The organism is Bradyrhizobium uaiense, assembly GCF_010811875.1.
GTDB classification, from domain to species: Bacteria; Pseudomonadota; Alphaproteobacteria; order Rhizobiales; family Xanthobacteraceae; genus Bradyrhizobium; species Bradyrhizobium uaiense.
Map to the genome: position 1 here is coordinate 1 of NZ_VKHP01000177.1, position 20,294 is coordinate 20,294.

Consider the following 20,294-nt stretch of genomic DNA (forward strand, 5'->3'; position numbering starts at 1 on the left):
CAGGCCTTCAGGCGCGGTCCGGATCACGACGACGGATACGCTCGGCGTGGTGCTGATGCGGCATCTGCCCGCGATGCGCGCCGCCCATCCGGAGATCCAGCCGGAGATCATCATCTCCAATGCGATGGCCAACCTGACACGCCGCGAAGCTGAGATCGCGATCCGGCCGACGCCGGCACCGTCCGAGCTGCTGGTGGGACGGCGCGTTGCCGATATTGCCCATGCGGTCTACGGATCGCGCGCTTATCTCGCCCGGCGCAGCGACAAGGACCTGTCGGCGCACGATTGGATCGGGCTCGACGATGCGCTGGCCGGAACCGTCATCGCCGAATGGATGCGCGACAAGCTTCACGCGACGCGTATCAGCTGCCGTGTCGATGCGCTTCCGGCCTTGCGCGATGCCGCGGCGGCGGGGCTGGGGCTTGCCGTGCTGCCTTGTTATGTCGGCGATCTTGCGCCGACGCTACGGCGGGTGACGCCGAAGGCGCTCGCAGAGCCGCGCTCGGCGCTGTGGCTGTTGACCCATGACGATCTCAAGCGCACTGCGCGCATCCGCGCCACGCTCGATTTCCTGGCCAAGGCACTGGCGTCGGAGCGCGCGCTGTTCGAGGGAAAGCGAGCCGAAGGCGCGCGGCGCTAGTCGGCCGGTGATCTCATGCGCGACTGATCGGTCAGGACCCCAGCGCTGCGGTGACGCTTCGCGCGGCCACCATTGTGCTGCCTGCGCTGATGGGCGGACGATGGTGCTCGCGAAAGGCGCTTGCCAGCGTCTTCAACGCCGCGCGCGACCTCGCGTCGGACAACGTCGACAGCAGCAAGATCTCGGACGGAGGCAGCGCAGGGAGCCCGAATTTCTCAGTCACCTCGATTGTGCCTGAAGGGGCAACCCGGCGTGAGAACACCGAGATCGCAAGGCCTGCCGAGACCGCGTCGGCGACGGCAAATGCTCCGCAGCCGAGGAATGTTTCTGTCCACCGAAGGCCCGCGGCATCAAGCGCACGCGTGGCGGTGTTGAGGATGCCGCAGGCGGGTGAGGAGGCTGCCAATCGGAACGGCTCTCCGGCCCGATGAAGAAAGTCCGGTGTGGCGAACCAGCCGAAATGATCGGGTCCCAGAACGTCCCCGTCGCGTCGGTCGTCCTCCCGAAAAATGATCACGGCATCGATCATACCGCGATCGAAGGTCTCGAGGAGATCACGGGCATCGTCGAGACGGACCTCGATCGTAAGGGCAGGATCATGTGCATTGAGCCGCGCCAGCAAGGTGGGAAGCTCGGGTGCGCCGACGTGACTGGCGATCCCCAGCGAAAAACGCCGGCGAGCCGACGTCAGCCCCGCGATGGCGCGATCATGCGCGGCGAGCAATTCGCGTGCGGGCGCGAGGAACGCGGCGCCCTGTGCCGACAGGCGCACCAGCCGCGGTGTCCGCTCGATCAGTCGATGGCCGACATGGCCTTCCAGTCGCTTCAGCTTGACGCTGATCGCGCCCTGCGTAGTGCCGAGCGCTTCGGCGGCGCGCGTGAAGCTCTTGAGCTCGGCGATGGTCACGAAGGTCTTCACGGCGTCGATGTCGAGCGTGGTCATGTCAATCATCCGGAATTGTTGTCTCTGAAATATCTAGTCATCCAATTCACCAATGCTCAAGCGGTGACTAGCTTTGTGTTGTGAAGCGCTGCGGCCACCCGATTCCCGTCGCTGCTGCCTCAATACATCGTGAGTCGATTGGCCAACGCTGCTGCCAGCACCCTGGCAACAGCGCGCGGTATGCCGTTGGCTTGCAACAACAAAAGGCCTGATCATGTCAACTGAACTGAGCCGCCGCGGCGCCGTCGTGTTGTCCGCCGTATGCCTAGCCTGCCTGATGTTTGGATTGGAGATTTCCAGCATCCCTGCGATCCTGCCGACGCTGGAGCGGGTGCTGCATGCCGACTTCAAGGCGCTGCAATGGATCATGAACGCCTATACCATCGCGGTGACCACGGTGCTGATGGCAATCGGGACGGTGGCGGACCGCTACGGACGCAAGCGCATCTTCCTGGTCGCGATCGCCGCATTCGGCATCACCTCGCTGATCTGCGGTATTGCCCAGAGTGTCGAGATGCTGATCGTCGCCCGCTTCCTTCAGGGGCTCAGCGGTGGCGCGCTGCTGATCTGCCAGATCGCCGTGCTCTCGCACGAATTCCAGGGCGGCCGCCTGCGCGCCGTCGCCTGGGGCTGGTGGGGCGTGATCTTCGGCATCGGCCTCGGCTTCGGGCCGATCATCGGTGGTGCTGTGGTCGCGGCGCTGAGTTGGGAGTGGGTGTTCCTGGTCCACGTGCTGTTCGCGGCTGTCGCCTTCGTGCTCACGATCGGCGGCGTGCATGAATCGAAAGACCCGAAGGCGAGCAGTCTGGACGTCGCCGGCATCGTGACGATGTCGGTTGCCGTGTTCTGTCTCGCATTCTACATCACGCAGGGGCCGGATCTCGGCTTTGCTAGCCTGAGGGGCCTCGCGATTCTCGGCGTCTCCGCCGTGAGCTTCATCGCGTTCCTGGTTGCCGAGAAGGTCAGCCGGCGGCCGATGTTCGACTTCTCGGTCTTTCGGATCCCTGCGTTCTCCGGCTCGAACATCGGCTCGGCCGCGATGAATCTCAGCTACTGGCCCTTCATGATCTATCTGCCGATCTGGTTTCATGCCGGCCTCGGCTATGACAGCGTGTCCGCGGGTCTTGCCTTGCTGGCCTACACGCTGCCGACGCTGGTGATGCCACCGTTCGCCGAGCGGCTGTCGCTGCGCTACCAGCCGGGCCTGATCATCCCGGTGGGGCTGTTCACGATCGGCACCGGGTTCATGCTGATGAAGTTCGGTAGTGCCGCCGCGCAACCGGACTGGTTGACGATGCTGCCCGGCTGCCTGATCGCCGGAATTGGCCTCGGCATCACCAACACGCCGGTTACCAACACGACGACGGGCTCGGTCTCGAGCGACCGCGCCGGCATGGCCTCCGGTATCGACATGAGCGCGCGCATGGTGTCGCTCTCGGTGAATATCGCGCTGATGGGCTTTATCCTGGCGAGCGGCGTACTGGCGCATCTGAAGGCCGTGTTGCCGGCGCTGGATGGTGCGCAACTGCGTGTCATCGCCGAGCGGATCGCGGCCGGCGACGCCGCGTCGGCGCCGGAGCTGACCGGTCCCGTCGTGCATCAGGCGCTGGCGAGCGGCTTCGGCTGGGTGATGCTCTATGGCGGCATCGGCGTCTGGATCATGGCCGCGATCAGCTTTCTGATCTTCAATGCGCGGCAGATAGCGCAGGCCGAAGCTCAGCGCACCAAGTGAATTGATGTCGCCGCGCTCGCCCCAAGATGAGAAATGCGTAGGGGCGGGCAGGCGGCATCGGTCACTTCACCAGCGTCAGCAGTGGCTTGTCCTTCTCGACGATATAGGTCGCAAGCTCGCTGGCGGTGACATCGCCGACATTCTTCGCGGCATGGATCGTGCCTGCGGGAATGAACAGTACGTCGCCGGCCTTCAGCTTTGCCGGCGGTCTGCCATCGACATCGTATTCGAGCGTGCCGGCGAGCACATAGATGATCTCTTCGCCGGGATGGGTGTGCCTGCCGAACGCCTTGCCCGGCGCGATGTCGACGCGCACCTGGACGGCTTCGCGTCCGGGAGCACTGAGGTCGTGGCGCTGCAGGTCGGTTCGGGCGATGCCGGCCGGTTGCTGCGCCTGGGCGGTGGGGATCGTCAGGAAACTTCCAGCGATCAGGGCCGCCCTTGCGAGGAGGCGCGTCGCCGTCATCAGTCTGCTGGTCATCTCGAACTCCAGGGTTTGTTGTCTCGACTGGACCGACCGCGAACCGGCAAGCGGCCGGTCCGCGTCGGAGGTCGTCACGTGCTGGTCTCAGACCAGGGTGGTCGTGACCTCGATGTTGCCGTGGACCGCCTTGGAGTAGGGGCAGATCCCGTGCGCGGCTTCGAGCAGCTGCTGTGCGACCTCGCGCTCGACGCCGGGAACGCGGACGTTGAGGCGCGCGCTCAGGAAGAAGGCGCTACCGGCCTGGTTCAGGTCGATCTCGGCGTCGACCTCGGGTTCGCTCGCGAGCTTGACCTTGCGCTGTCCGGCGGCGAGCTGGATCGCGCCGATGTAGCAGGCCGACCAGGCGGCGGCGAACAGGTTTTCCGCGGCCGGGTGCGGCTGCGGCAGCTTGACGTCGAGGAAGCCGTCGTGCGAGCGGCCGGTGCCGTTCGGGCCGGCGGTGACGTGGGTCTTTCCGGTGGCGAGAACCTTTGCATTGGCGGTCATGGTGAACTCCTTTGGGTGAATTTGCATCGTGTCCGATCTAATCGGATGCGAGTTGAAATAGGCCGCGCATTAGATGATGTCAAGCACTTCCGATTTAATCGGATACGATTTATATTGATCCGGACTTCACAAACTCCGGAGACGCCCGTGCCCCGCCCCGCCAAGGCCGACGCCAAAGGCCGAAAACTCTCGAATTTTCTGTGCTTTGCGGTCTATTCGGCCAATCTGGCCTTTGGCCGCGCCTACAAGCCGATCCTGGACGCGGTCGGCCTGACCTACACCCAGTATATTGCCATGATCGCGCTGTCGGAGGCCGACGAGCAGACCGTCAGCGCGCTCGGCGAAAAGCTGTTTCTGGAATCCAATACGCTGACGCCGATCCTCAAGAAGCTCGAGCAGAGCGGCTACATCAGCCGCACCCGCGATCCCGCCGACGAGCGGCAGGTGCGGGTGAGCCTGACGGCGGCCGGCCGGCGCCTGCTCGACAAGGAGATCAACGCGTCCCTGGTCGATGCCACTGGGCTCGGGGATGAGTTTCCGATCGTGCAGAAGAGCGTGGTCAGGCTGCGCGACAATCTGCTGCGTCACACGCGCGGCGATTCGAAGAAGGGCTGATCGTTCGGCGACAAATTGTAACGCGCTGTATCCGCGCAGCGTGCCTCCGCATTTTCGCCACGGCGTGACCGGCATTGCCGGATCAGGCGCAGCCATATGCCTGCGATGCAGTTGGGCGCCTTGAGGTATCGGACGAAGCGGGGCAGGCTGCGTCGGTTCAATCCGATCCGAGGCAAGATCATGTCACGCGTGGCCATCAAGACCAGGAACGACCTGCCGGCCGAGCTCAAGCCGCTGTGGGACAAGATGACCACCTATGGCGCGTTCGAGAACCAGGCCGGCGTCATGGCGCAGCGTCCGCCGATCTTCAGGCACATGTGGTCGCTGCTGGTCGACCTTGCCGACGAGGCGGTGATCTCGAAACGGCATCTCGAGCTCGCATTGGTGACCGTGTCGCTGTTGAACAAGTGCGACTATTGCGTGTCGCACCATGCGCCGAAGCTCGCGATCCAGGGCGTCTCGGAGGCGGGTGCCGCGCGGTTGCTCGACAATCAGGATCACCCTGAGCTCGACGCGCTCGACAAGCTCGTGGTCGAATATGCGATCGCCGTCACCAACAACTGGAACAAGACCCGCGACGAGGTCTTCGTACGCTTGCGTGAGCATTTCTCGGAAGCGCAGATCGTCGAGCTGACCTGGCGGATCGCGCTGTGCGGCGCCTTCAATCGCTTCAACGACATCCTTCAGCTCGATGTCGAGCAGGGCGTTCCGCATCGCGAGGCCGCGGAGTGAATGATGGCCTGATCAGGCCACTGGTGCGGTGCCGCCGCCGAGCCTCGCCAGCACGAAATCGGCCCGCGCGGACGGCGGTATTTTCGGCACCGTGACGATATCGTAGCCGAGCTTCGGCAGCGTCTCCATCAGCCGTTGATGTTCAGCTGTAGCGGCCTCCAAGCTGTGCCGACGCTCGGCGTCGGCGAGGTAAATCTCAGTTTTTGGGGAGGTATAGCGGGTCGGTGGCAATCGCTGCGCAGTGCTGCCAAGGTAAGCGAGAGTTTGACTATGGAGAGTGCCCTATTGGTAGAGCACTCAATTTTGCGAAATCTCGACGAACGCCTTCAAGGTTCCTAGCTTGGAGCTCGTTCTTCGTAAGCGCGCATGATGGCGTCTTGCAGAGCAATTGCGCGCACGTCACCTCCCTTCAATCCGGTAGTACAATGCCCCCACTCGTCGGCTGTTCGCGTCTGCAATGTCGCGACGAGACGATCGGGGTCAAAGTCTTGCGGAGGCCGAGACATTATCCGAACAAGACCGCCAAAAATCGCACCTCCGTGCCGCATTTTTTGGTAGGGAAAGGCGACGGCCATGTTGGTGAGGACAGCAGATGTGATCGCTGGTCCAAAACGCCTGATTGAAGTCGCAATCGCGGCCGTGAAGGCAACGTCGCCTGGCTGCCAAGCGGTTGATGAGGTGTTTCGTGCGATATGCAAACCCGCATCTGTGACGATCTGGTGAATCTCCAGCGCATCCTCATCGGCGGCTGCGACTGCCGCAAAGTAGTCATCGAGGCGGTTCACGGGTTTTCGCGCGCGATTGGCGACGATGAACATGCGGGCCTCTTCCTGGATGTTCTGATATCTGAACACGCAGCATGGAAGTTGAGGAATATCGTCTCGCTGAGACGCGGCCATCCAGCGATGCTGTCCATCGATTATGGTGAGCGTATCGTCAGGACGCCGCGAAACGACAAGTGGCGCACATAGTCGCCAATCGAATTTTGCGGCAATGCTGGAGATGAGCCGGCGCGAGGCTGAATTGTCGGTCGATCGCTGGTATGCGCCGTCTATCGAGAGGCGGCCAAGATGAATCCATTCAATGGATGGTTGTGAGCCGACGGGTGGATAATGGCGCTTACTCGGGGACTTGTTTCGGGCCGGGGCGATCACCTTGGTGCGCGAACTGACTCCAAACTGTCGCACCTTTCCAGGACCGACACTTGTTATCGTGTGTATCGAAGTCGACTTAAGACCTTCGATAAATTCGGCCGATTCTTCGGAGGTCCGTACCCAGACGTCGCCGCAGCGCTCTATGATGACGTTCCCGGGATGAACTCTGGCCCGACCGAGTTCTGTCGCGAGAGCAAAAGTTCCGTTGGCTTCGATGCCACCAGCCATGTGCGGTGGCACCCAGTCCGGCATCGGAAATTGTCCATGTATCCACGTCCTGATCTCAGTTCCGTTGTTAATGTTTAACTGGTGGTTGTATGTCATGGTTCGATCTCCCAAGTGACCCGGCCGAGATCACTCGCCGGTGGAAGAACGATGCAGCGGACCATCGACCGCTCTGTGAAAGATTCGCAACGGACCATGTTGTCTACAGGGTTTTCCAACAAGATTAGCTACTTTGCATCACGCTTGATCAACTGCATGACGCTCGCGCTGTTGGCCTGCGGTGCAGCGCATCAGCCTTCGCGCGCTGCCGAACCCGGCGGACCGATCCGGGTCGGCGCGGTGCTGCCGTTTTCCGGTGGGGTCGAGCTGTACGGCCAACAGGCCAGGCTCGGGCTCGATCTTGCCGTCAAGGACATCAATGCGGCGGGCGGCATTCTCGGCCGGCCGGTCGAGGTCATCTATGCCGACGACAAGACGCGGCCGGAGGCGGCCGCTGACGCGATGCGTTCGCTGGTCGAAAAGCAGGATGTGCTGGCTGTCGTCGGTCCGATCACCTCGCGCAATCTGAATGCGCTGGTGCCGCTGGCGGAGAGTTCGAGGACGCCGCTGCTCTACGCCACCAACTACGAGGGCGGCAAATGCAGCCGCTACCTGTTCTCGTTCGGCGCGGTGCCGAACCAGGAGCTCGGCCAACTGCTGCCCTACATGACGCAAACCTTCGGCAACACGTATTTCCTGCTGGGCGCCGACCGGGTCTGGCCGCATCAGATGTTCGACATCGCGCAGCCCTTGATCGAGAAGCTCGGCGGCAAGGTGGTCGGGACCAAATACACGCTTGGGACCGAGACCGACTTCTCTCCGCTGATCAAGGAGGTCGCGGCGAGCAAGGCCAAGGTGGTGCTGTTCGCGCTGAAGGGCGACGGGATGGATTTCATCCGGCAGGCCGACGAGGCCGGGTTGCTGAAGGATATCACCGTCGCTTTCCTTGGATTGTCCGAGGTCGACCTCGGCATCTTCCGCGGCAAGGGCCAGAACATGGTCACGGTCGTGCCGGCGGCCGCGGCGAGCGAGGATCCCGCCGTCCAGGCATTTGTCGCCAAGGCGCGCGCCGCCGAGAACCCGGGCGTCGCGGTGTCGAACTACGTGATGACGCACTACAACACCCTGATCGCGCTGAAGGCCGCAGCCGAGAAGGCCGGCAAGCTCGACAAGGAGGCCATCATCGACGCGATGGCCGGCCTCACCATTCCGTCGCCGACCGGCCCCGTGACCCTCGGTCAGGATCACCACGCGGCGATGAACATGTTCATCGCCAAGACGCAGGGGACGGAACTGGTTCAGGTCCGCGCGCTGGGCGAGATCGCGCCGCAGCCCGGATGCAATCTGGCTGGCCGCTGACCGGAGGCTGGGGCGCGTACGCATAACCCGGGACGCCCGCTTTCACGGGCGAAGCGGACACGCGACCTGACGTCAGGGATATCGCCTTTGTGACACCGAAGCGGATCATTGTACGCACCCGAACGGGCAGCTAAAGTTATCTGCTATATTCACGTGAGTTGAATATGTCTGACTTCGCCAAGTGGAAGTGTCGTGCTGACCGCGATGCGACGGTTTTGGCGTATCGCCTAACAGAACGCGGTGGAGCCGATAGGTGCGATTGTGCAGGCTGTCGGAATTTTAGAGCGGCACGAGCCGACTGCTTTCCTCCCGAGTTCATTGCGTTGCTTGGCCAACTAGGGATTGATCCTAGCAAGGACGCTGAGGTGTATCACAACGCCCGTACCGCTCCGGGCCGCCACGATTATGGTGGATGGTATCATTTCATTGGCACTCTCGACGAAATAGGTGACTTTCCGCCTGTTGAGCTCGGACCGGATTTTAGCGCGTGGATGTGTCGGGCCTCAGCGCCAAGACTTCCAAGCCTAGAAGGTAAGCAGGTTGTGCAGCTCGAATTTCATGCCGCGGCGGTGCCGTGGCGGCTAGACGAGCCCGAGATAGAGTGATGGGCCCAGCTCGGGTCTGGTCCGGATTTGGCTCGTTGGTGACATGACCAAGCGCGCCTCTTTTGTCCGCTTCTGACGGTAATATGGGCGTCGTTCGGCGGGCGGATTTGTGGGGACACGCCTCAGTATCGCGGTCGTGGCCGGCGGCCGCTAAGCTCGCAAAAAAAAGTGGGCCGGAGCAGTCGTCCGCTGTCGGTTCCAGTCCGATCCGTTCGTCTTCCATCCAGAACGAGCTGCATGGGAGTTCCGGAATGAGCAATTCGACCTATCGCTGGGTGATCGTCGCGGCCGGCGGCTTGCTGGGCTGCGTTGCGATCGGCGGCATGTTCTCGCTGCCGGTGTTTCTCCAGCCGATGGCGCGCGAGACCGGCTGGTCGGTGACCGGCATCTCCAGCGCGATGACGATCGGCTTCCTCGCGATGGCCTTCACCAGCATGGTCTGGGGCACGCTGTCGGATCGGTTCGGGCCGCTCCCGGTGGTGCTGACAGGATCGGTCGTGCTGGCGGCGAGCCTTGCGCTGGCAAGCCAGGTGACCTCGCTGCTGGCATTTCAATTCGTGTTCGGCGCGCTGGTCGGCGCGGCCACGGCGGCGATCTTCGCCCCGATGATGGCCTCCGTCACCGGCTGGTTCGACACCCATCGCAGCCTCGCGGTCTCGCTGGTGTCGGCCGGCATGGGCATGGCGCCGATGACGATGTCGCCGTTCGCGGCCTGGCTGATCTCCCATCACGACTGGCGGACCGCGATGCTGATCGTCTCCGGCGTGGTCGGCGCGATCATGATTCCGGTGTCGTTGCTGGTGCGGCGCCCGCCGGCGCTGCAAGGCAATGCTCCCGAAGTGGTCTCGACGAACGGCGAGCCGCCGATGTCGCTGGCGCAGGCGCTGCGTTCGCCGCAATTCCTCATCCTGATCACAACCAATTTCTTCTGCTGTGCCACCCATTCGGGGCCGATCATCCACACCGTGAGCTACGCGGTCACCTGCGGCATTCCGCTTGTTGCCGCCGTGACGATCTACAGCGTGGAAGGGCTCGCCGGCATGGGCGGCCGCATCGCCTTCGGCCTGCTCGGCGACCGCTTCGGTGCCAAGCGCGTGCTGGTGCTCGGCCTGCTGGCGCAGGCGTTCGGCGCGCTCGGCTACGTCTTCGTACGCGAGCTTGCCGCGTTCTATGCAGTCGCGGCGATCTTCGGCTTCATCTATGCCGGCACCATGCCGCTGTATTCCGTGCTGATCCGCGAGAACTTTCCGCTGCGCATGATGGGCACCGTGATCGGTGGCACCGCGATGGCCGGCAGCCTCGGCATGGCGACCGGGCCTTTGGCCGGCGGCCTGATCTACGACACCTTTGCGAGCTACACGTGGCTCTATGTCGGCTCCTGGGCCACGGGCCTCGGCGCGTTCCTGATCATGATGACCTTCCGGCCGATGGCATCGGCGCGGCCCACCGCGGTGCCCGCGCCGGCGTGAGCTTGCTCGGCGCGCGAAGCGATTGATCGTCTTATGCGCCGCTGCGCTTCGGCCGGCGGATGGCGCGCACCTTGTTGTTGGTCGAGCCGCTGCCGCAGAAGAACCGGTCCTTGCCGTCGGATTCGAGCCCGGAGACGAACGTGCCCTTCGGCATCTCCAGCCGCTCCATGACTTCGCCGGTCTGCGGATCGATGCGCCGGACGTCGCTCTGGTCCTCTTCCCAGGTGCCGTGCCAGAGTTCGCCGTCGACCCAGGAGACGCCGGTGACGAACCGGTTGCTCTCGATGGTGCGAAGCACCTTGCCGGTTACCGGATCGACCTGAACGATGGTGCGATCGCGATACTGGCCGACCCATAGCGAGCCTTCCGCCCAGGCGAGGCCCGAGTCGCGGCCGCCGCCGGGCGAGGGGATGGTGGAGATCACGCGTCCGCTGCTCGGCTCGATCTTCAGGATGCGGTCCTCGGCAATCTGATAGAGATGCTTGCCGTCGAAGGCGGTGCCAGCGTGGGCGGCGATGTCGAGGGTGCGGGTGGTGGTGCCGCTGTCGGGGTCGAAGGCGACCAACTGGCCTCCCGCCGCGAACCAGACCTGCTCGCCGTCGAAGCTGACGCCGCCGACGCTCTCGACGCCCTCGAAGGCATATTCCCGGATGATCTCGGCTTCGGACTTCTTCATGCGGCGCTCCTGACTTTTGTTCTGACGCGTTTTCTTCACGCGAACCGGTACCCACTTCGCTCGAAAACGCTCCGATTGCCATCCGATGCTAGCCGTTCGGCAGCGGGGCGGGGAGTAACAACGTCGTCGTGAATCCCGGCACCGGCGGCGTCATCCAGCGCCGGGCGCGCGCGCGGCCGACCGACTGCACCTTGCCTGTGGCGGCCAGCGCGTCGAGCGTGCGCTGTACGGTGCGTTGACTTGCGCCCAGCGCCACCGACAGTGCCGAACTCGACCAGGCCTCGCCGTCGGCGAGGAAGGCCAGCACCGCCGCGTGCTCCTCCTCGACCGGCAGCGCCAGCACGGTGACCTCGCGGCGGCCGTGCGGCTCCAGCACGAAGCCGTCGGGCGTGGCGCTGAGATCGGCGAGCGGCCGCAGCGCCCGGCGCAGTCGTCCGATCTCGACCCGCAGCCGCGCGCGGTGCGATTCATCGGCATGCTTGCCGCGAAATGCGCGCGCGATCAGCGTGCCGCGCGACACGTCCTGCGGCCAGGCTTCGCCCAGCGCGCGGGCGAGTGCGAACAGCACCGGCCGCCGGTTCAGAGAGACAGTCGTACCGATATCGCGCACCACGTAGCGACAGGCATCGACAACAAGCGCCTTCGACGCCATTAGGGCCTCGACCTCCTCGAGCAACAGCGGCCGCTCGTGGCCGCGCGCAATCAGGCGCGCCGCCGGCGTGGCGAGCAGGCGTGCGGTGCTTTCGACCTCGGCCACAAGCCCGGCGATGCGGGCGCGGCGTGCGGCGTCCTGCGCCCGTGCCAGCGCTTCGCGTGCCGGTTTCGTCCGCAGCCGGCGCATCGCGATCCCGGCGACGACCAGTTCATGGCCGACCCGCAGCGCCGGCGGGAAGGGCGCCGGATCGAGGCCATCCAGCATGCGCTCCGCCGCATCGAGGCTCCCGATCAGCAGCAGGCGGCGGATTTCGAGATAACCGGCGTGTGCGGCGTTGAGTGCATCGCCACGCGCTGCGAGCGTCGCGCGCGCCGCGGCGAGGCTCTTGCTGGGAAAGGAGAGGTCGCGCGACACCAGCGCGATCTCGGCCTCGGCCACCACGCAACGGGCCCGGGCGATGGCTTCCCGCGGACCGAAGGCGCGGCCCGCGCGCCGCAACAGTTCCTTGGCGCGGGCGAAATCGCCGAGCCGGGCCATCGCGATGCCGCGCAGCGCCAGCGCCGGCGCATCGTCGCGCAGCGCCACCCGTTTCAGTGCGCCGAGGGGATCACCCGCCGCGAGCGCGCGCGCCGCAGCCGTAATCAGCGAGTCCATTCGAATCCCGACACACTTGTCACTCTCGCCCTCCGAGGCCCGGTCCTAACCTAGCACATGACGACATGGATCATCTCCAGAGAGATCGAATGATGACCGGTATTGAAACACGCGAGGCCTGGTTGAGGGCGAGGTTCGGCGGACGCGGCCATGTCATGGCGCGCCTGCTGTCGCTGGCGGCGGCGCCGACCTTCGCCGTGATGACATTGGTGGCCGCGATGGCACCGGCTGACATGATCTGCGGCGCCATGCAGGGACCGTTTTCATTGCAGGGGATGGTCCCGATGTATGCGCTGATGAGCGCGTTCCATCTGGCGCCGTGGTTGCGCCTGTTCCGATGACCGGCTCACGCCTCCGGCAGGGTGAAGACCGCGCATGGCCGTACGATGCCGCGCAACTCATGGGTGCCGAGCGCGACCAGCGGCGTCTCGGTTTCGGCGGCAAGCGCATCCGAGACCAACACGGTCTGCTCCAGCGGCTTGCACAGGCCTTCCAGACGGCTGACCAGATTGACCGCGGCGCCGATCGCGGTGAAGTCGAGGCGGTCGGCGGCGCCGATATTGCCCCAATGCACTTCGCCGAGATGCAGCGCCGCACCGAACGACAATGGTGGCAGACCGCGGCTGCGCCGTTCCGCATCGAGATGCGCCATGCCGACGCGCGCCGCCGCCACCGCGCGCAATGCGGCCTCGCATGCGCTGCGCGCGCTGGTCGTGACCGGAAAGATCGCGAGGATGCCGTCGCCGATGAATTTCAGCACCTCGCCGCCGAAGGCATGGATCGCGCCGGCGATGCGGTCGAACCAGGCGTCGAGTGCCGCGATCACCTCGGCGGGCGAATGACTTTCGGAGAGCGCAGTGAAGCCGCGCAGATCGGCAAACAGCAGCGCGGCGCGGATGGTTTCGCCGGTGTTGCGCCGCAAGGGCGACGCCAGCACGCGCGCGGCGCTGCGCCGGCCGAGATAGGCCTCCAGCGCCGCGGTCAATGTCGCGCGCGCCGCAAGCGCGGCGAGCGGTGCGGCCATGAAGCGCGCCGCCTCGCGCAAGCGATCGGCCTCGGCCGGGGTGAAGGCGCGGGTCCCGATCCAGCCGAGGGTCGGGCCATCCGGCCGCGTTCCGATGGTGTCCTCGTGGATCGGGCCGGGCGCAAGGCTATTGAGCCAGCGCCGGCCGGCATCGCCGGATCCGATCATGTCGGGCATTGCGAAGGGTTGTTTAGGCGCGAAGCCGAGCGCTTCGATGACTTCGCCGGTGTCGGCACGCCACAGCCAGGTGCGCCTTGCGATCAGCGGGTGCGGAACTTCGAGCGTCAGCGCACCGCCGGCAAGCGGCAGGCCATCCGTGATAAGGTGGCTGCCAAGGTCCGCCAGCAACCGGTCGGCGCCTGCGGTCTCGGCTGCGGCGTCGACCAGCCAGCTCAGTGTCGAGGACAATTGCATCACCCCATCATGGGGGTGACGTGCCACCCTTGTCACGAATTATCCCTGAAACCCGACCGTCCATGGAGGATCGATCGATGACTGAAGCCTTCATCGTTCAACGCGAGATCCAGATCGCTGCGCCGCCCGCAACTGTATTCGCCTTCCTGACCGATCCGCAGAAGATCGTGAGCTGGATGGGGCTGGAGGCCGAGACCGAGTTGCATCCCGGCGGGCTCTATTTGCTCAAGGGCCTCGGCGACGATCGCAACCGCGCTGCGCGCGGGGCGTTCCGCGAGGTCGTGCCGGTGCATCGTCTTGCCTACAGCTTCGGTTGGGAAGGCGGCGCGGAAGTGCCGCCGGGATCGAGCCTGATCGAGATCGACCTGATCGGCAAGGATGCCGGCACGCTCCTGCGGATGACCCATAGCGGCCTGCCGAACGCGGAGCAGTGCGCGGCCCATGACAAGGGTTGGGCTCACTACATGGGCCGCCTCTCGCGCGTGGCCGCCGGCCAGGATCCCGGGCCGGATCGCGGTCCGGCCGTCGGCAGCTAGGCTTTCGCCGCGGGTGTCCGTCGACCGCTGTGCACGACGGTCAAAGGTGTGGATGCAGGACAGGCGACGATCGATGCCGTTTGGCCGACACATTCCGTCTGCTAATGGTGGATGGGTCTCGAGCTAGTGTCCGCGGAAAAACCGCATTCCTTGATGTCTGAACTCCCGAACCTTTCCGAGCGATTGAAACAGAAGGACATCCTCGGCTTCTTCAGCCGATCGGCTGTGGACAAGGCCTTTGCTTACCGTGCTCAGGGCCGAGTCTCCGGGTTGGAGGTCAGCGAGGATCTCACCCACCTGCAGGCGCGGGTGAGTGGAACCGAACGCAATCCCTACAGGGTCGATATCGAGCTGGAGTTCGAGGGCCGTCGATTGGTCGATCTCGACGGCAAATGCACCTGCCCGATGGCCTTGAACTGCAAGCACGTTGCCGCGACGCTCTTTGAAGCGTTGCGTTCGCCTGCGCAGGCGGCCGGTTCTGGATCGCAACAGTCACGAGGCTCCGCGGGCAAGGGAGAGGCGCGACCTGAAGCGGTGTTGCCCTACCAAATCGCGGAGTGGATCGAGACAGTCGGCCGGTCGGTGCGAGATACGAACTATCCGCCCGATGTTACGCAGCGTTTGCTTTATTGCTTGCAGCCGAGGTCGTCGGGGGCTGGCGTACCTTGCATGGACGTGTCGCTCGTGTCCGTGAAAATCCTGAAGACCGGCGAGTTCGGCAGCAAGGTGTCACAGCCGTCTCTGGGCGAATTCTCGCTCGATCGTGCTCCGAAACACTATCTCGGTTCCGACATCGACATCCTTGTTAGGCTGTCCAGCGAATTTCGGTCCGGCTATACGTTCGGCCGACGCGCTTATTCAGCCGATGTCCTGAAGCAAATCGTCGCGACGGGGCGGGCGTTCTGGCGCGATCACAGCGGTGTGCCGCTGCAATGGGGCGAGGCGCGCGATGGTCGTATCGAGTGGCGTCAGGTCAGCAGGGACGGAATCGGTCCAACGCTAATCGTCGGGGGCGCAACAGCGCTGAATGCCGAGCCGCCGGTCTACGTCGACGAAGCTGCCGGTTTGATCGCGCCGATCAGGTTGAATCTTCCGGAACGGCTGAGTAGCCGGTTTCTGCTCGCTCCCGCCATCCCGCATGCCCATGTCGCGCAAGTCGCGCAACGCCTTGGGCAGAAGCTGCCGGGCCTGGATTCCGGCTGGCTGCCCGCGCCTGCGGCCGCCCCGACCAAGATCGGCGTGGACCCGAAGCCGGTGCTTCGTCTGATGTCGGGGCACAAGGCGGCGCATGCGTATTATTATGGCGATCGGATGCCCGACCGCGTACCGGTAGCCCGCCTCAGCTTCCGCTACGGCCCGGTCGAAATCGAACGCTCGGAAAGCGCGCACCGGGTGGAGTCGTTCCAGGACGGAACCCTCTACGTCGTCTCGCGACGCAAGGCCAAAGAGAAGGCAATGACCGCAAGCCTGGCCAGTCTCGGTCTGCTGCAAGCGAGATCGGCTTTTCCGCTGCTCGACGCCGTGCACGCCCACGATCTGACCTTCACGCAGCCGACCGATTGGCTCGATTTCCTCAATGTCGATGCGGCTGATCTGCAGACGGCTGGCTTCGAAATCCTCATCGACGACGATTTCCAGTACCGGCTTGCGACGTCATCCGAGGCGTTCGACGCGGAGTTTGAGAGCAGCGGGATCGACTGGTTCGAGCTTTCGCTTGGGATCGAAATCGACGGCGAACGCCGCGACTTTGTTCCGCTACTGGCGGCACTGCTATCGCAACCCGAATTTGCGCCCGAGAGGGTCAAGGAGCTCGCGGACGACGGCGGTAGCGTCTACCTGCCGCTGGCTGACGGCCGCTATTTGGCATTGGCGGCCGATCGCTTCCTTCCGATCGTACTGGCGCTCCACACCTTCGAAACCATCGTCGATACGTCAGGGAAGATCCGCCTCTCGCGCGCACAGATCGTGCCACTGCTCGGTCTCGAAGCGGATCGATTCATCTTCAGGGGAGCAGAAAACTTCCGTCATATGGCGGGATTGCTCGGCACCCGCGGATTGCCGGTTCCGGTCCTGCCGCCCGATTTCAACGCGGCGTTGAGACCGTACCAGATGCAGGGGCTTGCCTGGCTCGAATTGCTCAGGGAAAGCAGTCTGGGCGGTGTGCTGGCCGACGACATGGGATTGGGCAAGACCGTTCAGATCCTGGCGTTGCTGGCACTTGAGAAGGCGCGCGGTCATCTGACCGATCCTGCGATCGTCGTCGCTCCCACAAGCCTGATGACCAACTGGTTCAACGAGGCGCGCAAGTTCGCGCCAAGCCTGAAGGTTCTCGTGCTACATGGTCCAGACCGCAGGCAGAGTTTCGAAGTGATCTCCGATCATGATCTCGTTCTCACCACCTATCCGCTGATCGTTCGCGATCACGAGGTGCTGCTTGCCCGTGAATGGCACATCGCAGTGCTGGACGAGGCTCAAACCATCAAGAACTCCAACGCCGCGACGACCCGGAGGCTCCAGGGCATCCGTGCGCGGCATCGCTTCTGCCTGACCGGCACGCCCATGGAAAATCATCTCGGCGAGCTCTGGTCCATCATGAGCTTTGTCAATCCGGGGTATCTCGGCGATCGGGCGGCTTTCGTGCGCAACTGGCGGACTCCGATCGAGAAGCGTGCCGACGCCGGACGCGCGCGAGTGCTGACGCAGCGTATCAGGCCTTTTCTGCTGCGGCGGACCAAGCACGAGGTGGCCGCCGAGTTGCCTCCGAAAAGCGAATTCGTAGAGAGTATCATTCTGGATGGCGGCCAGCGGGAGCTCTACGATGCCATCCGTCTGTCGATGTCGGAGAAGGTCCGTAAGGCGATCCGGGAGCGCGGCCTGGCCAAGAGCCATATCATCGTGCTCGAAGCCCTTCTCAGGATGCGTCAGGCCTGCTGCGATCCTGCACTGTTGAATCTCGACGACGGCGTCAAGCGCCCGTCTGCAAAACTCGATCGGCTGTTGGAGATGGTCGAGGAACTCCTGAGCGAGAAGCGCAAGATCATCGTATTCTCGCAGTTTACCTCCATGCTGGCACTGATCCGCAAGCGCTGCGACGCCCTCGCGATCCGCTACAGCGTGCTGACCGGTGAAACGAAGGACCGCAGGAGCGCCATCGAGGGCTTTCAGAACGGTGCCGCCGACCTGTTCCTGATCAGCCTGAAGGCCGGTGGTGTCGGACTCAACCTGACGGCTGCGGACACCGTGATCATCTTCGATCCTTGGTGGAATCCCGCGGTCGAGGAGCAGGCCATCGATCGTGCTCATCGCATCGGTCAGGACAAGGCGGTTTTTGTCTATCGGCTAGTGGCCACCGGTACGATCGAAGAGAAAATGGACGAACTCAAAGCCCGCAAGCGCGCACTCGCCGACAGCATATTCGATTCCAAAGGACGCATCGGCTCCGCGCTCACGGAGGAGGATGTGCAGGCGCTCTTTTCCGATTGAATACACTTCCTCCGGCCCGATGATGCAAGCCGAACGGGCCTTGCTTTAGGTCGGCCATTTCGAGCCGAGGATGATCGAGCAGAAGTTCATCCTTGTGTAGTTCATGTCCTTGAGCGCCAGCACGTCGGCCTTGACGTTGCCGAAGGTGGTCAGCGGCTTCTTGATGGTGCCGCCGGCGAAATGGTCGATGATGTTTTCCTTGAAGTTGGCCTCGCGTGGATGATGCGCACAGACGTGGTCGCGGTGCTCGTGCGAGAAATCGTCATAGGCGATGCCGAGCACGTCCATCTCGACGCCGGCGGTGACCAGCGCAATGGTCGGACGCATATGCTCGGGAATGCCGGGCGTGGTGTGCAGCGCGATTGACGCCCAGACGTCCTCGATGTCGCGTTCAGCGACGCCATAGCTGTTCAGGAAGTCGCGTGCGGCGTTGGCACCGTCGACCTCGAAGCGCAGATCCGGGCTCGCATGCGCAGCCGTCAGGCCCATGTCGTGGAACATGGCGCCGATATAGAGTAGCTCGGGATCGAATTTCATCTTGCGGCGGTTGCCGGTCAGCGCGCCCCAGAAGAACACGCGGCGGCTGTGATTGTAGAGCAGATCGTCCTCGGTGTCGCGCACCAGCTGGGTCGCGGCGCGGGCCATGGCGCTGTCGGGTACGCGGATGCCGGCGATGATCTCGGTCATTTCAAGACGCTCCTCGATATGGCAAGACGATGCCGTGGCATGCGAACACGCAGGCGCCGACGCCCGTCCTTGCGGTGTGTCTGGATCGCCTGGTGGCGTGATCCGTGGTGGTGTTGTCACCTGGTTTGACGGGCGATCGCAATCGACGCGCGCCGCCGGATCGGGCCAACGAGACATCGTTTCGCGCCAGCGGGCGGGGAGAAGGTATGGCGGTTCAGAAGGTGGCGATCGCGATTCACGAAGGAGTTCAGGCGCTCGATGTCGCCGGTCCCGTCGACGTGTTCGCGGAAACCAACGGTTTCGTCGCTGATGGCGACGGCTATGAGACGGTGCTGGTCGGCGCCAGCCGCGAGCCGCTGCGTGCTTCGAACGGCATGAAGATTTCGGCCGACCTCTGCTTCGACGAGGCAACGGAGAAATTCGATATTCTGCTGGTTGCGGGCGGGCCGGGGCTGCCCGACGCCGCGCCGGATCCCGAACTGACGCAGTGGCTGCGCGGGGCTCCCGCGCGCGCCGAGCTTTACGGTTCGATCTGCACCGGCGCCTTCGCGCTTGGTCATGCCGGGCTGCTCGACGGCCACAAGGTGACGACGCATTGGCAGAACGCGCAGCGGCTGGCGGCGCGCTTTCCGGCCGCCGAGGTGATCTTCGACCGGATCTACATTCGCGACGGCAAGCTGATGACGTCGGCCGGTGTCACCGCCGGGATCGATCTCGGGCTCGCGCTCGTCGCCGAACGTCACGGGCCTGAGGTTGCGGTTGCGGTGGCAAAGCGGCTGGTCGTGGTGGCGCAGCGCCAGGGCGGGCAGTCCCAGTTCAGTCCCTATCTCACCGCGCCGGTCGACGAGGATTCGCCGATTGCGCGGGCGCAGGCCCATATCATGCAGCATGTCGGCGAGCGCCACACACTGCAGTCGCTGGCGGAGGCCGTCGGCATGAGCGTGCGCAATTTCGGCCGCGCCTTCGCGCAGGAGACCGGCATCACGCCGCACGAATTCGTCGAGCGGGCACGGGTCGACGCCGCGCGCCGGCTGCTCGAGGGCTCAGACCGGCCGCTGAAAGCGGTTGCCTTCGACTGCGGCTTCGGCTCGGCGGACCGGATGCGCATCGTGTTCACCGGGCGGCTCGGCGTCTCGCCCGCGCAGTACCGGTCGAGCTTTCGCAAATTGTAACGCCGTTTATGGAGGGCAGCATGCCGCCGGCGTAGGATCGAAATTGCCGTGCCAGCAACACATCTTCTCCCGCGAGGACGCCATGGACGCACTCACACTCTTCATCATCCGTCATGCCGAAAAGCCTGATGACGGTTGGCCGGGCCCCGGCTTCACCGCGGACGGTGTGTCCGATACCGAGTCGCTTGTCCTCCGCGGCTGGCAGCGCGCCGGCGCCTGGACAGCATTGTTCGGCACCGACCTTGCCAAGGGCGACTATGCGAGGCCTGACGCGATCTATGCCGCGACGCCCGGCACCACGCCCAACCGGGGTCCGAGCAGCCGTCCCGCTGAGACGATCTCAGCGCTGGCGGCGCGTCTTGGCGCGACGCCCAACGAAGATTTTGGCAAAGGTCATGAGCCGGCGCTGATCACGGCGCTGCTGGCGCTGAACGGCGTCGTGCTGCTGTGCTGGGAGCACAAGGCGATCATTGCCGACGTCCTTCCGTTGATACCAGTCAGCAAGGGCAA

General features: G+C 64.3%; 20 protein-coding genes. 11 read left to right on the top strand and 9 right to left on the bottom strand.

Annotated features, from left to right (window positions below):
• Nucleotides 1-640: LysR substrate-binding domain-containing protein (locus FNJ47_RS32240; protein WP_163159975.1), on the top strand; the 640-nt coding region annotated here is incomplete at its 5' end.
• Nucleotides 641-671: 31 nt separating this feature from the next.
• Here FNJ47_RS32240 and FNJ47_RS32245 read toward each other — a convergent pair.
• Nucleotides 672-1,583 carry a LysR family transcriptional regulator gene (locus FNJ47_RS32245; protein WP_163159976.1) on the bottom strand — a complete coding sequence of 304 codons (912 nt, stop codon included), beginning with the start codon at nucleotides 1,581-1,583 and terminating at the stop codon, nucleotides 672-674.
• Nucleotides 1,584-1,797: 214 nt separating this feature from the next.
• On the opposite strand from FNJ47_RS32245, the gene FNJ47_RS32250 reads away from it, so the two are divergent.
• Nucleotides 1,798-3,315: an MFS transporter gene (locus FNJ47_RS32250; RefSeq protein WP_163159977.1), complete on the top strand. Its 1,518-nt coding sequence runs from the start codon at nucleotides 1,798-1,800 to the stop codon at nucleotides 3,313-3,315.
• 61 nt (nucleotides 3,316-3,376) lie between these two features.
• Here the strand turns inward: FNJ47_RS32250 and FNJ47_RS32255 are convergent, their stop codons facing one another.
• Together FNJ47_RS32255 and FNJ47_RS32260 are read right to left on the bottom strand one after the other, a co-directional pair.
• Nucleotides 3,377-3,781 (bottom strand): cupin domain-containing protein, encoded by a 405-nt coding sequence (locus FNJ47_RS32255; RefSeq protein WP_165445962.1) that lies wholly within the window; start codon nucleotides 3,779-3,781, stop codon nucleotides 3,377-3,379.
• 102 nt (nucleotides 3,782-3,883) lie between these two features.
• A complete protein-coding gene (locus FNJ47_RS32260) occupies nucleotides 3,884-4,285 on the bottom strand; it encodes an Ohr family peroxiredoxin (RefSeq protein ID WP_163159979.1) in 402 nt (133 codons plus the stop codon).
• Nucleotides 4,286-4,432: 147 nt separating this feature from the next.
• Between FNJ47_RS32260 and FNJ47_RS32265 the strand changes: the two genes are divergently transcribed.
• Together FNJ47_RS32265 and FNJ47_RS32270 are read left to right on the top strand one after the other, a co-directional pair.
• Complete coding sequence (locus FNJ47_RS32265; RefSeq protein ID WP_347341738.1) at nucleotides 4,433-4,900, top strand: MarR family winged helix-turn-helix transcriptional regulator; 468 nt, start codon at nucleotides 4,433-4,435, stop codon at nucleotides 4,898-4,900.
• 180 nt (nucleotides 4,901-5,080) lie between these two features.
• A complete protein-coding gene (locus FNJ47_RS32270; protein ID WP_163159981.1) occupies nucleotides 5,081-5,632 on the top strand; it encodes a carboxymuconolactone decarboxylase family protein in 552 nt (183 codons plus the stop codon).
• Nucleotides 5,633-5,644: 12 nt separating this feature from the next.
• Here the strand turns inward: FNJ47_RS32270 and FNJ47_RS32275 are convergent, their stop codons facing one another.
• Nucleotides 5,645-5,794, bottom strand: a complete 150-nt coding sequence (locus tag FNJ47_RS32275; RefSeq protein ID WP_175068446.1) for a hypothetical protein — start codon at nucleotides 5,792-5,794, stop codon at nucleotides 5,645-5,647.
• Between the two features lie 173 nt (nucleotides 5,795-5,967).
• Nucleotides 5,968-7,110 carry a DUF6551 family protein gene (locus tag FNJ47_RS32280; RefSeq protein ID WP_163159982.1) on the bottom strand — a complete coding sequence of 381 codons (1,143 nt, stop codon included), beginning with the start codon at nucleotides 7,108-7,110 and terminating at the stop codon, nucleotides 5,968-5,970.
• A gap of 156 nt (nucleotides 7,111-7,266) precedes the next feature.
• Between FNJ47_RS32280 and FNJ47_RS32285 the strand changes: the two genes are divergently transcribed.
• Both FNJ47_RS32285 and FNJ47_RS32290 read left to right on the top strand, forming a co-directional pair.
• Nucleotides 7,267-8,409 (top strand): substrate-binding protein, encoded by a 1,143-nt coding sequence (locus FNJ47_RS32285; RefSeq protein ID WP_163159983.1) that lies wholly within the window; start codon nucleotides 7,267-7,269, stop codon nucleotides 8,407-8,409.
• Between the two features lie 856 nt (nucleotides 8,410-9,265).
• The gene (locus FNJ47_RS32290; RefSeq protein WP_163159984.1) at nucleotides 9,266-10,483 is read left to right on the top strand and encodes an MFS transporter; all 1,218 of its coding nucleotides are present in this window, start codon (nucleotides 9,266-9,268) and stop codon (nucleotides 10,481-10,483) included.
• A gap of 31 nt (nucleotides 10,484-10,514) precedes the next feature.
• On the opposite strand, the gene FNJ47_RS32295 is transcribed toward FNJ47_RS32290, so the two are convergent.
• Together FNJ47_RS32295 and FNJ47_RS32305 are read right to left on the bottom strand one after the other, a co-directional pair.
• Nucleotides 10,515-11,159, bottom strand: a complete 645-nt coding sequence (locus tag FNJ47_RS32295) for a Vgb family protein (protein ID WP_163159985.1) — start codon at nucleotides 11,157-11,159, stop codon at nucleotides 10,515-10,517.
• An 88-nt stretch (nucleotides 11,160-11,247) separates the two neighbouring features.
• Nucleotides 11,248-12,468, bottom strand: coding sequence for a helix-turn-helix domain-containing protein (locus FNJ47_RS32305; protein ID WP_163159986.1), 1,221 nt, complete (start codon nucleotides 12,466-12,468; stop codon nucleotides 11,248-11,250).
• A 92-nt stretch (nucleotides 12,469-12,560) separates the two neighbouring features.
• Between FNJ47_RS32305 and FNJ47_RS32310 the strand changes: the two genes are divergently transcribed.
• Nucleotides 12,561-12,809 (top strand): hypothetical protein, encoded by a 249-nt coding sequence (locus FNJ47_RS32310; RefSeq protein WP_163159987.1) that lies wholly within the window; start codon nucleotides 12,561-12,563, stop codon nucleotides 12,807-12,809.
• A 5-nt stretch (nucleotides 12,810-12,814) separates the two neighbouring features.
• Here FNJ47_RS32310 and FNJ47_RS32315 read toward each other — a convergent pair whose 3' ends face one another.
• Nucleotides 12,815-13,906: an adenylate/guanylate cyclase domain-containing protein gene (locus FNJ47_RS32315; RefSeq protein WP_163159988.1), complete on the bottom strand. Its 1,092-nt coding sequence runs from the start codon at nucleotides 13,904-13,906 to the stop codon at nucleotides 12,815-12,817.
• Nucleotides 13,907-13,983: 77 nt separating this feature from the next.
• Between FNJ47_RS32315 and FNJ47_RS32320 the strand changes: the two genes are divergently transcribed.
• Both FNJ47_RS32320 and FNJ47_RS32325 read left to right on the top strand, forming a co-directional pair.
• The gene (locus FNJ47_RS32320; protein ID WP_163159989.1) at nucleotides 13,984-14,442 is read left to right on the top strand and encodes an SRPBCC family protein; all 459 of its coding nucleotides are present in this window, start codon (nucleotides 13,984-13,986) and stop codon (nucleotides 14,440-14,442) included.
• Nucleotides 14,443-14,595: 153 nt separating this feature from the next.
• Entirely contained in the window at nucleotides 14,596-17,925 is a 3,330-nt protein-coding gene (locus FNJ47_RS32325) for a DEAD/DEAH box helicase (RefSeq protein WP_163159990.1), read from the top strand.
• Nucleotides 17,926-17,970: 45 nt separating this feature from the next.
• On the opposite strand, the gene FNJ47_RS32330 is transcribed toward FNJ47_RS32325, so the two are convergent.
• Entirely contained in the window at nucleotides 17,971-18,612 is a 642-nt protein-coding gene (locus FNJ47_RS32330; protein ID WP_163159991.1) for an HD domain-containing protein, read from the bottom strand.
• 206 nt (nucleotides 18,613-18,818) lie between these two features.
• Between FNJ47_RS32330 and FNJ47_RS32335 the strand changes: the two genes are divergently transcribed.
• Entirely contained in the window at nucleotides 18,819-19,784 is a 966-nt protein-coding gene (locus tag FNJ47_RS32335; protein ID WP_163159992.1) for a GlxA family transcriptional regulator, read from the top strand.
• A gap of 82 nt (nucleotides 19,785-19,866) precedes the next feature.
• Nucleotides 19,867-20,294: histidine phosphatase family protein (locus FNJ47_RS32340; protein ID WP_163159993.1), on the top strand; the 428-nt coding region annotated here is incomplete at its 3' end.

Coding starts and splice junctions, on each gene's coding strand:
- FNJ47_RS32245 (WP_163159976.1), bottom strand. CDS start 1,583: ATGACCACGCTCGACATCGACGCCGTGAAGACCTTCGTGACCATCGCC.
- FNJ47_RS32250 (WP_163159977.1), top strand. CDS start 1,798: ATGTCAACTGAACTGAGCCGCCGCGGCGCCGTCGTGTTGTCCGCCGTA.
- FNJ47_RS32255 (WP_165445962.1), bottom strand. CDS start 3,781: ATGACGGCGACGCGCCTCCTCGCAAGGGCGGCCCTGATCGCTGGAAGT.
- FNJ47_RS32260 (WP_163159979.1), bottom strand. CDS start 4,285: ATGACCGCCAATGCAAAGGTTCTCGCCACCGGAAAGACCCACGTCACC.
- FNJ47_RS32270 (WP_163159981.1), top strand. CDS start 5,081: ATGTCACGCGTGGCCATCAAGACCAGGAACGACCTGCCGGCCGAGCTC.
- FNJ47_RS32280 (WP_163159982.1), bottom strand. CDS start 7,110: ATGACATACAACCACCAGTTAAACATTAACAACGGAACTGAGATCAGG.
- FNJ47_RS32285 (WP_163159983.1), top strand. CDS start 7,267: ATGACGCTCGCGCTGTTGGCCTGCGGTGCAGCGCATCAGCCTTCGCGC.
- FNJ47_RS32290 (WP_163159984.1), top strand. CDS start 9,266: ATGAGCAATTCGACCTATCGCTGGGTGATCGTCGCGGCCGGCGGCTTG.
- FNJ47_RS32295 (WP_163159985.1), bottom strand. CDS start 11,159: ATGAAGAAGTCCGAAGCCGAGATCATCCGGGAATATGCCTTCGAGGGC.
- FNJ47_RS32305 (WP_163159986.1), bottom strand. CDS start 12,468: ATGGACTCGCTGATTACGGCTGCGGCGCGCGCGCTCGCGGCGGGTGAT.
- FNJ47_RS32310 (WP_163159987.1), top strand. CDS start 12,561: ATGACCGGTATTGAAACACGCGAGGCCTGGTTGAGGGCGAGGTTCGGC.
- FNJ47_RS32315 (WP_163159988.1), bottom strand. CDS start 13,906: ATGCAATTGTCCTCGACACTGAGCTGGCTGGTCGACGCCGCAGCCGAG.
- FNJ47_RS32320 (WP_163159989.1), top strand. CDS start 13,984: ATGACTGAAGCCTTCATCGTTCAACGCGAGATCCAGATCGCTGCGCCG.
- FNJ47_RS32325 (WP_163159990.1), top strand. CDS start 14,596: ATGTCTGAACTCCCGAACCTTTCCGAGCGATTGAAACAGAAGGACATC.
- FNJ47_RS32330 (WP_163159991.1), bottom strand. CDS start 18,612: ATGACCGAGATCATCGCCGGCATCCGCGTACCCGACAGCGCCATGGCC.
- FNJ47_RS32335 (WP_163159992.1), top strand. CDS start 18,819: ATGGCGGTTCAGAAGGTGGCGATCGCGATTCACGAAGGAGTTCAGGCG.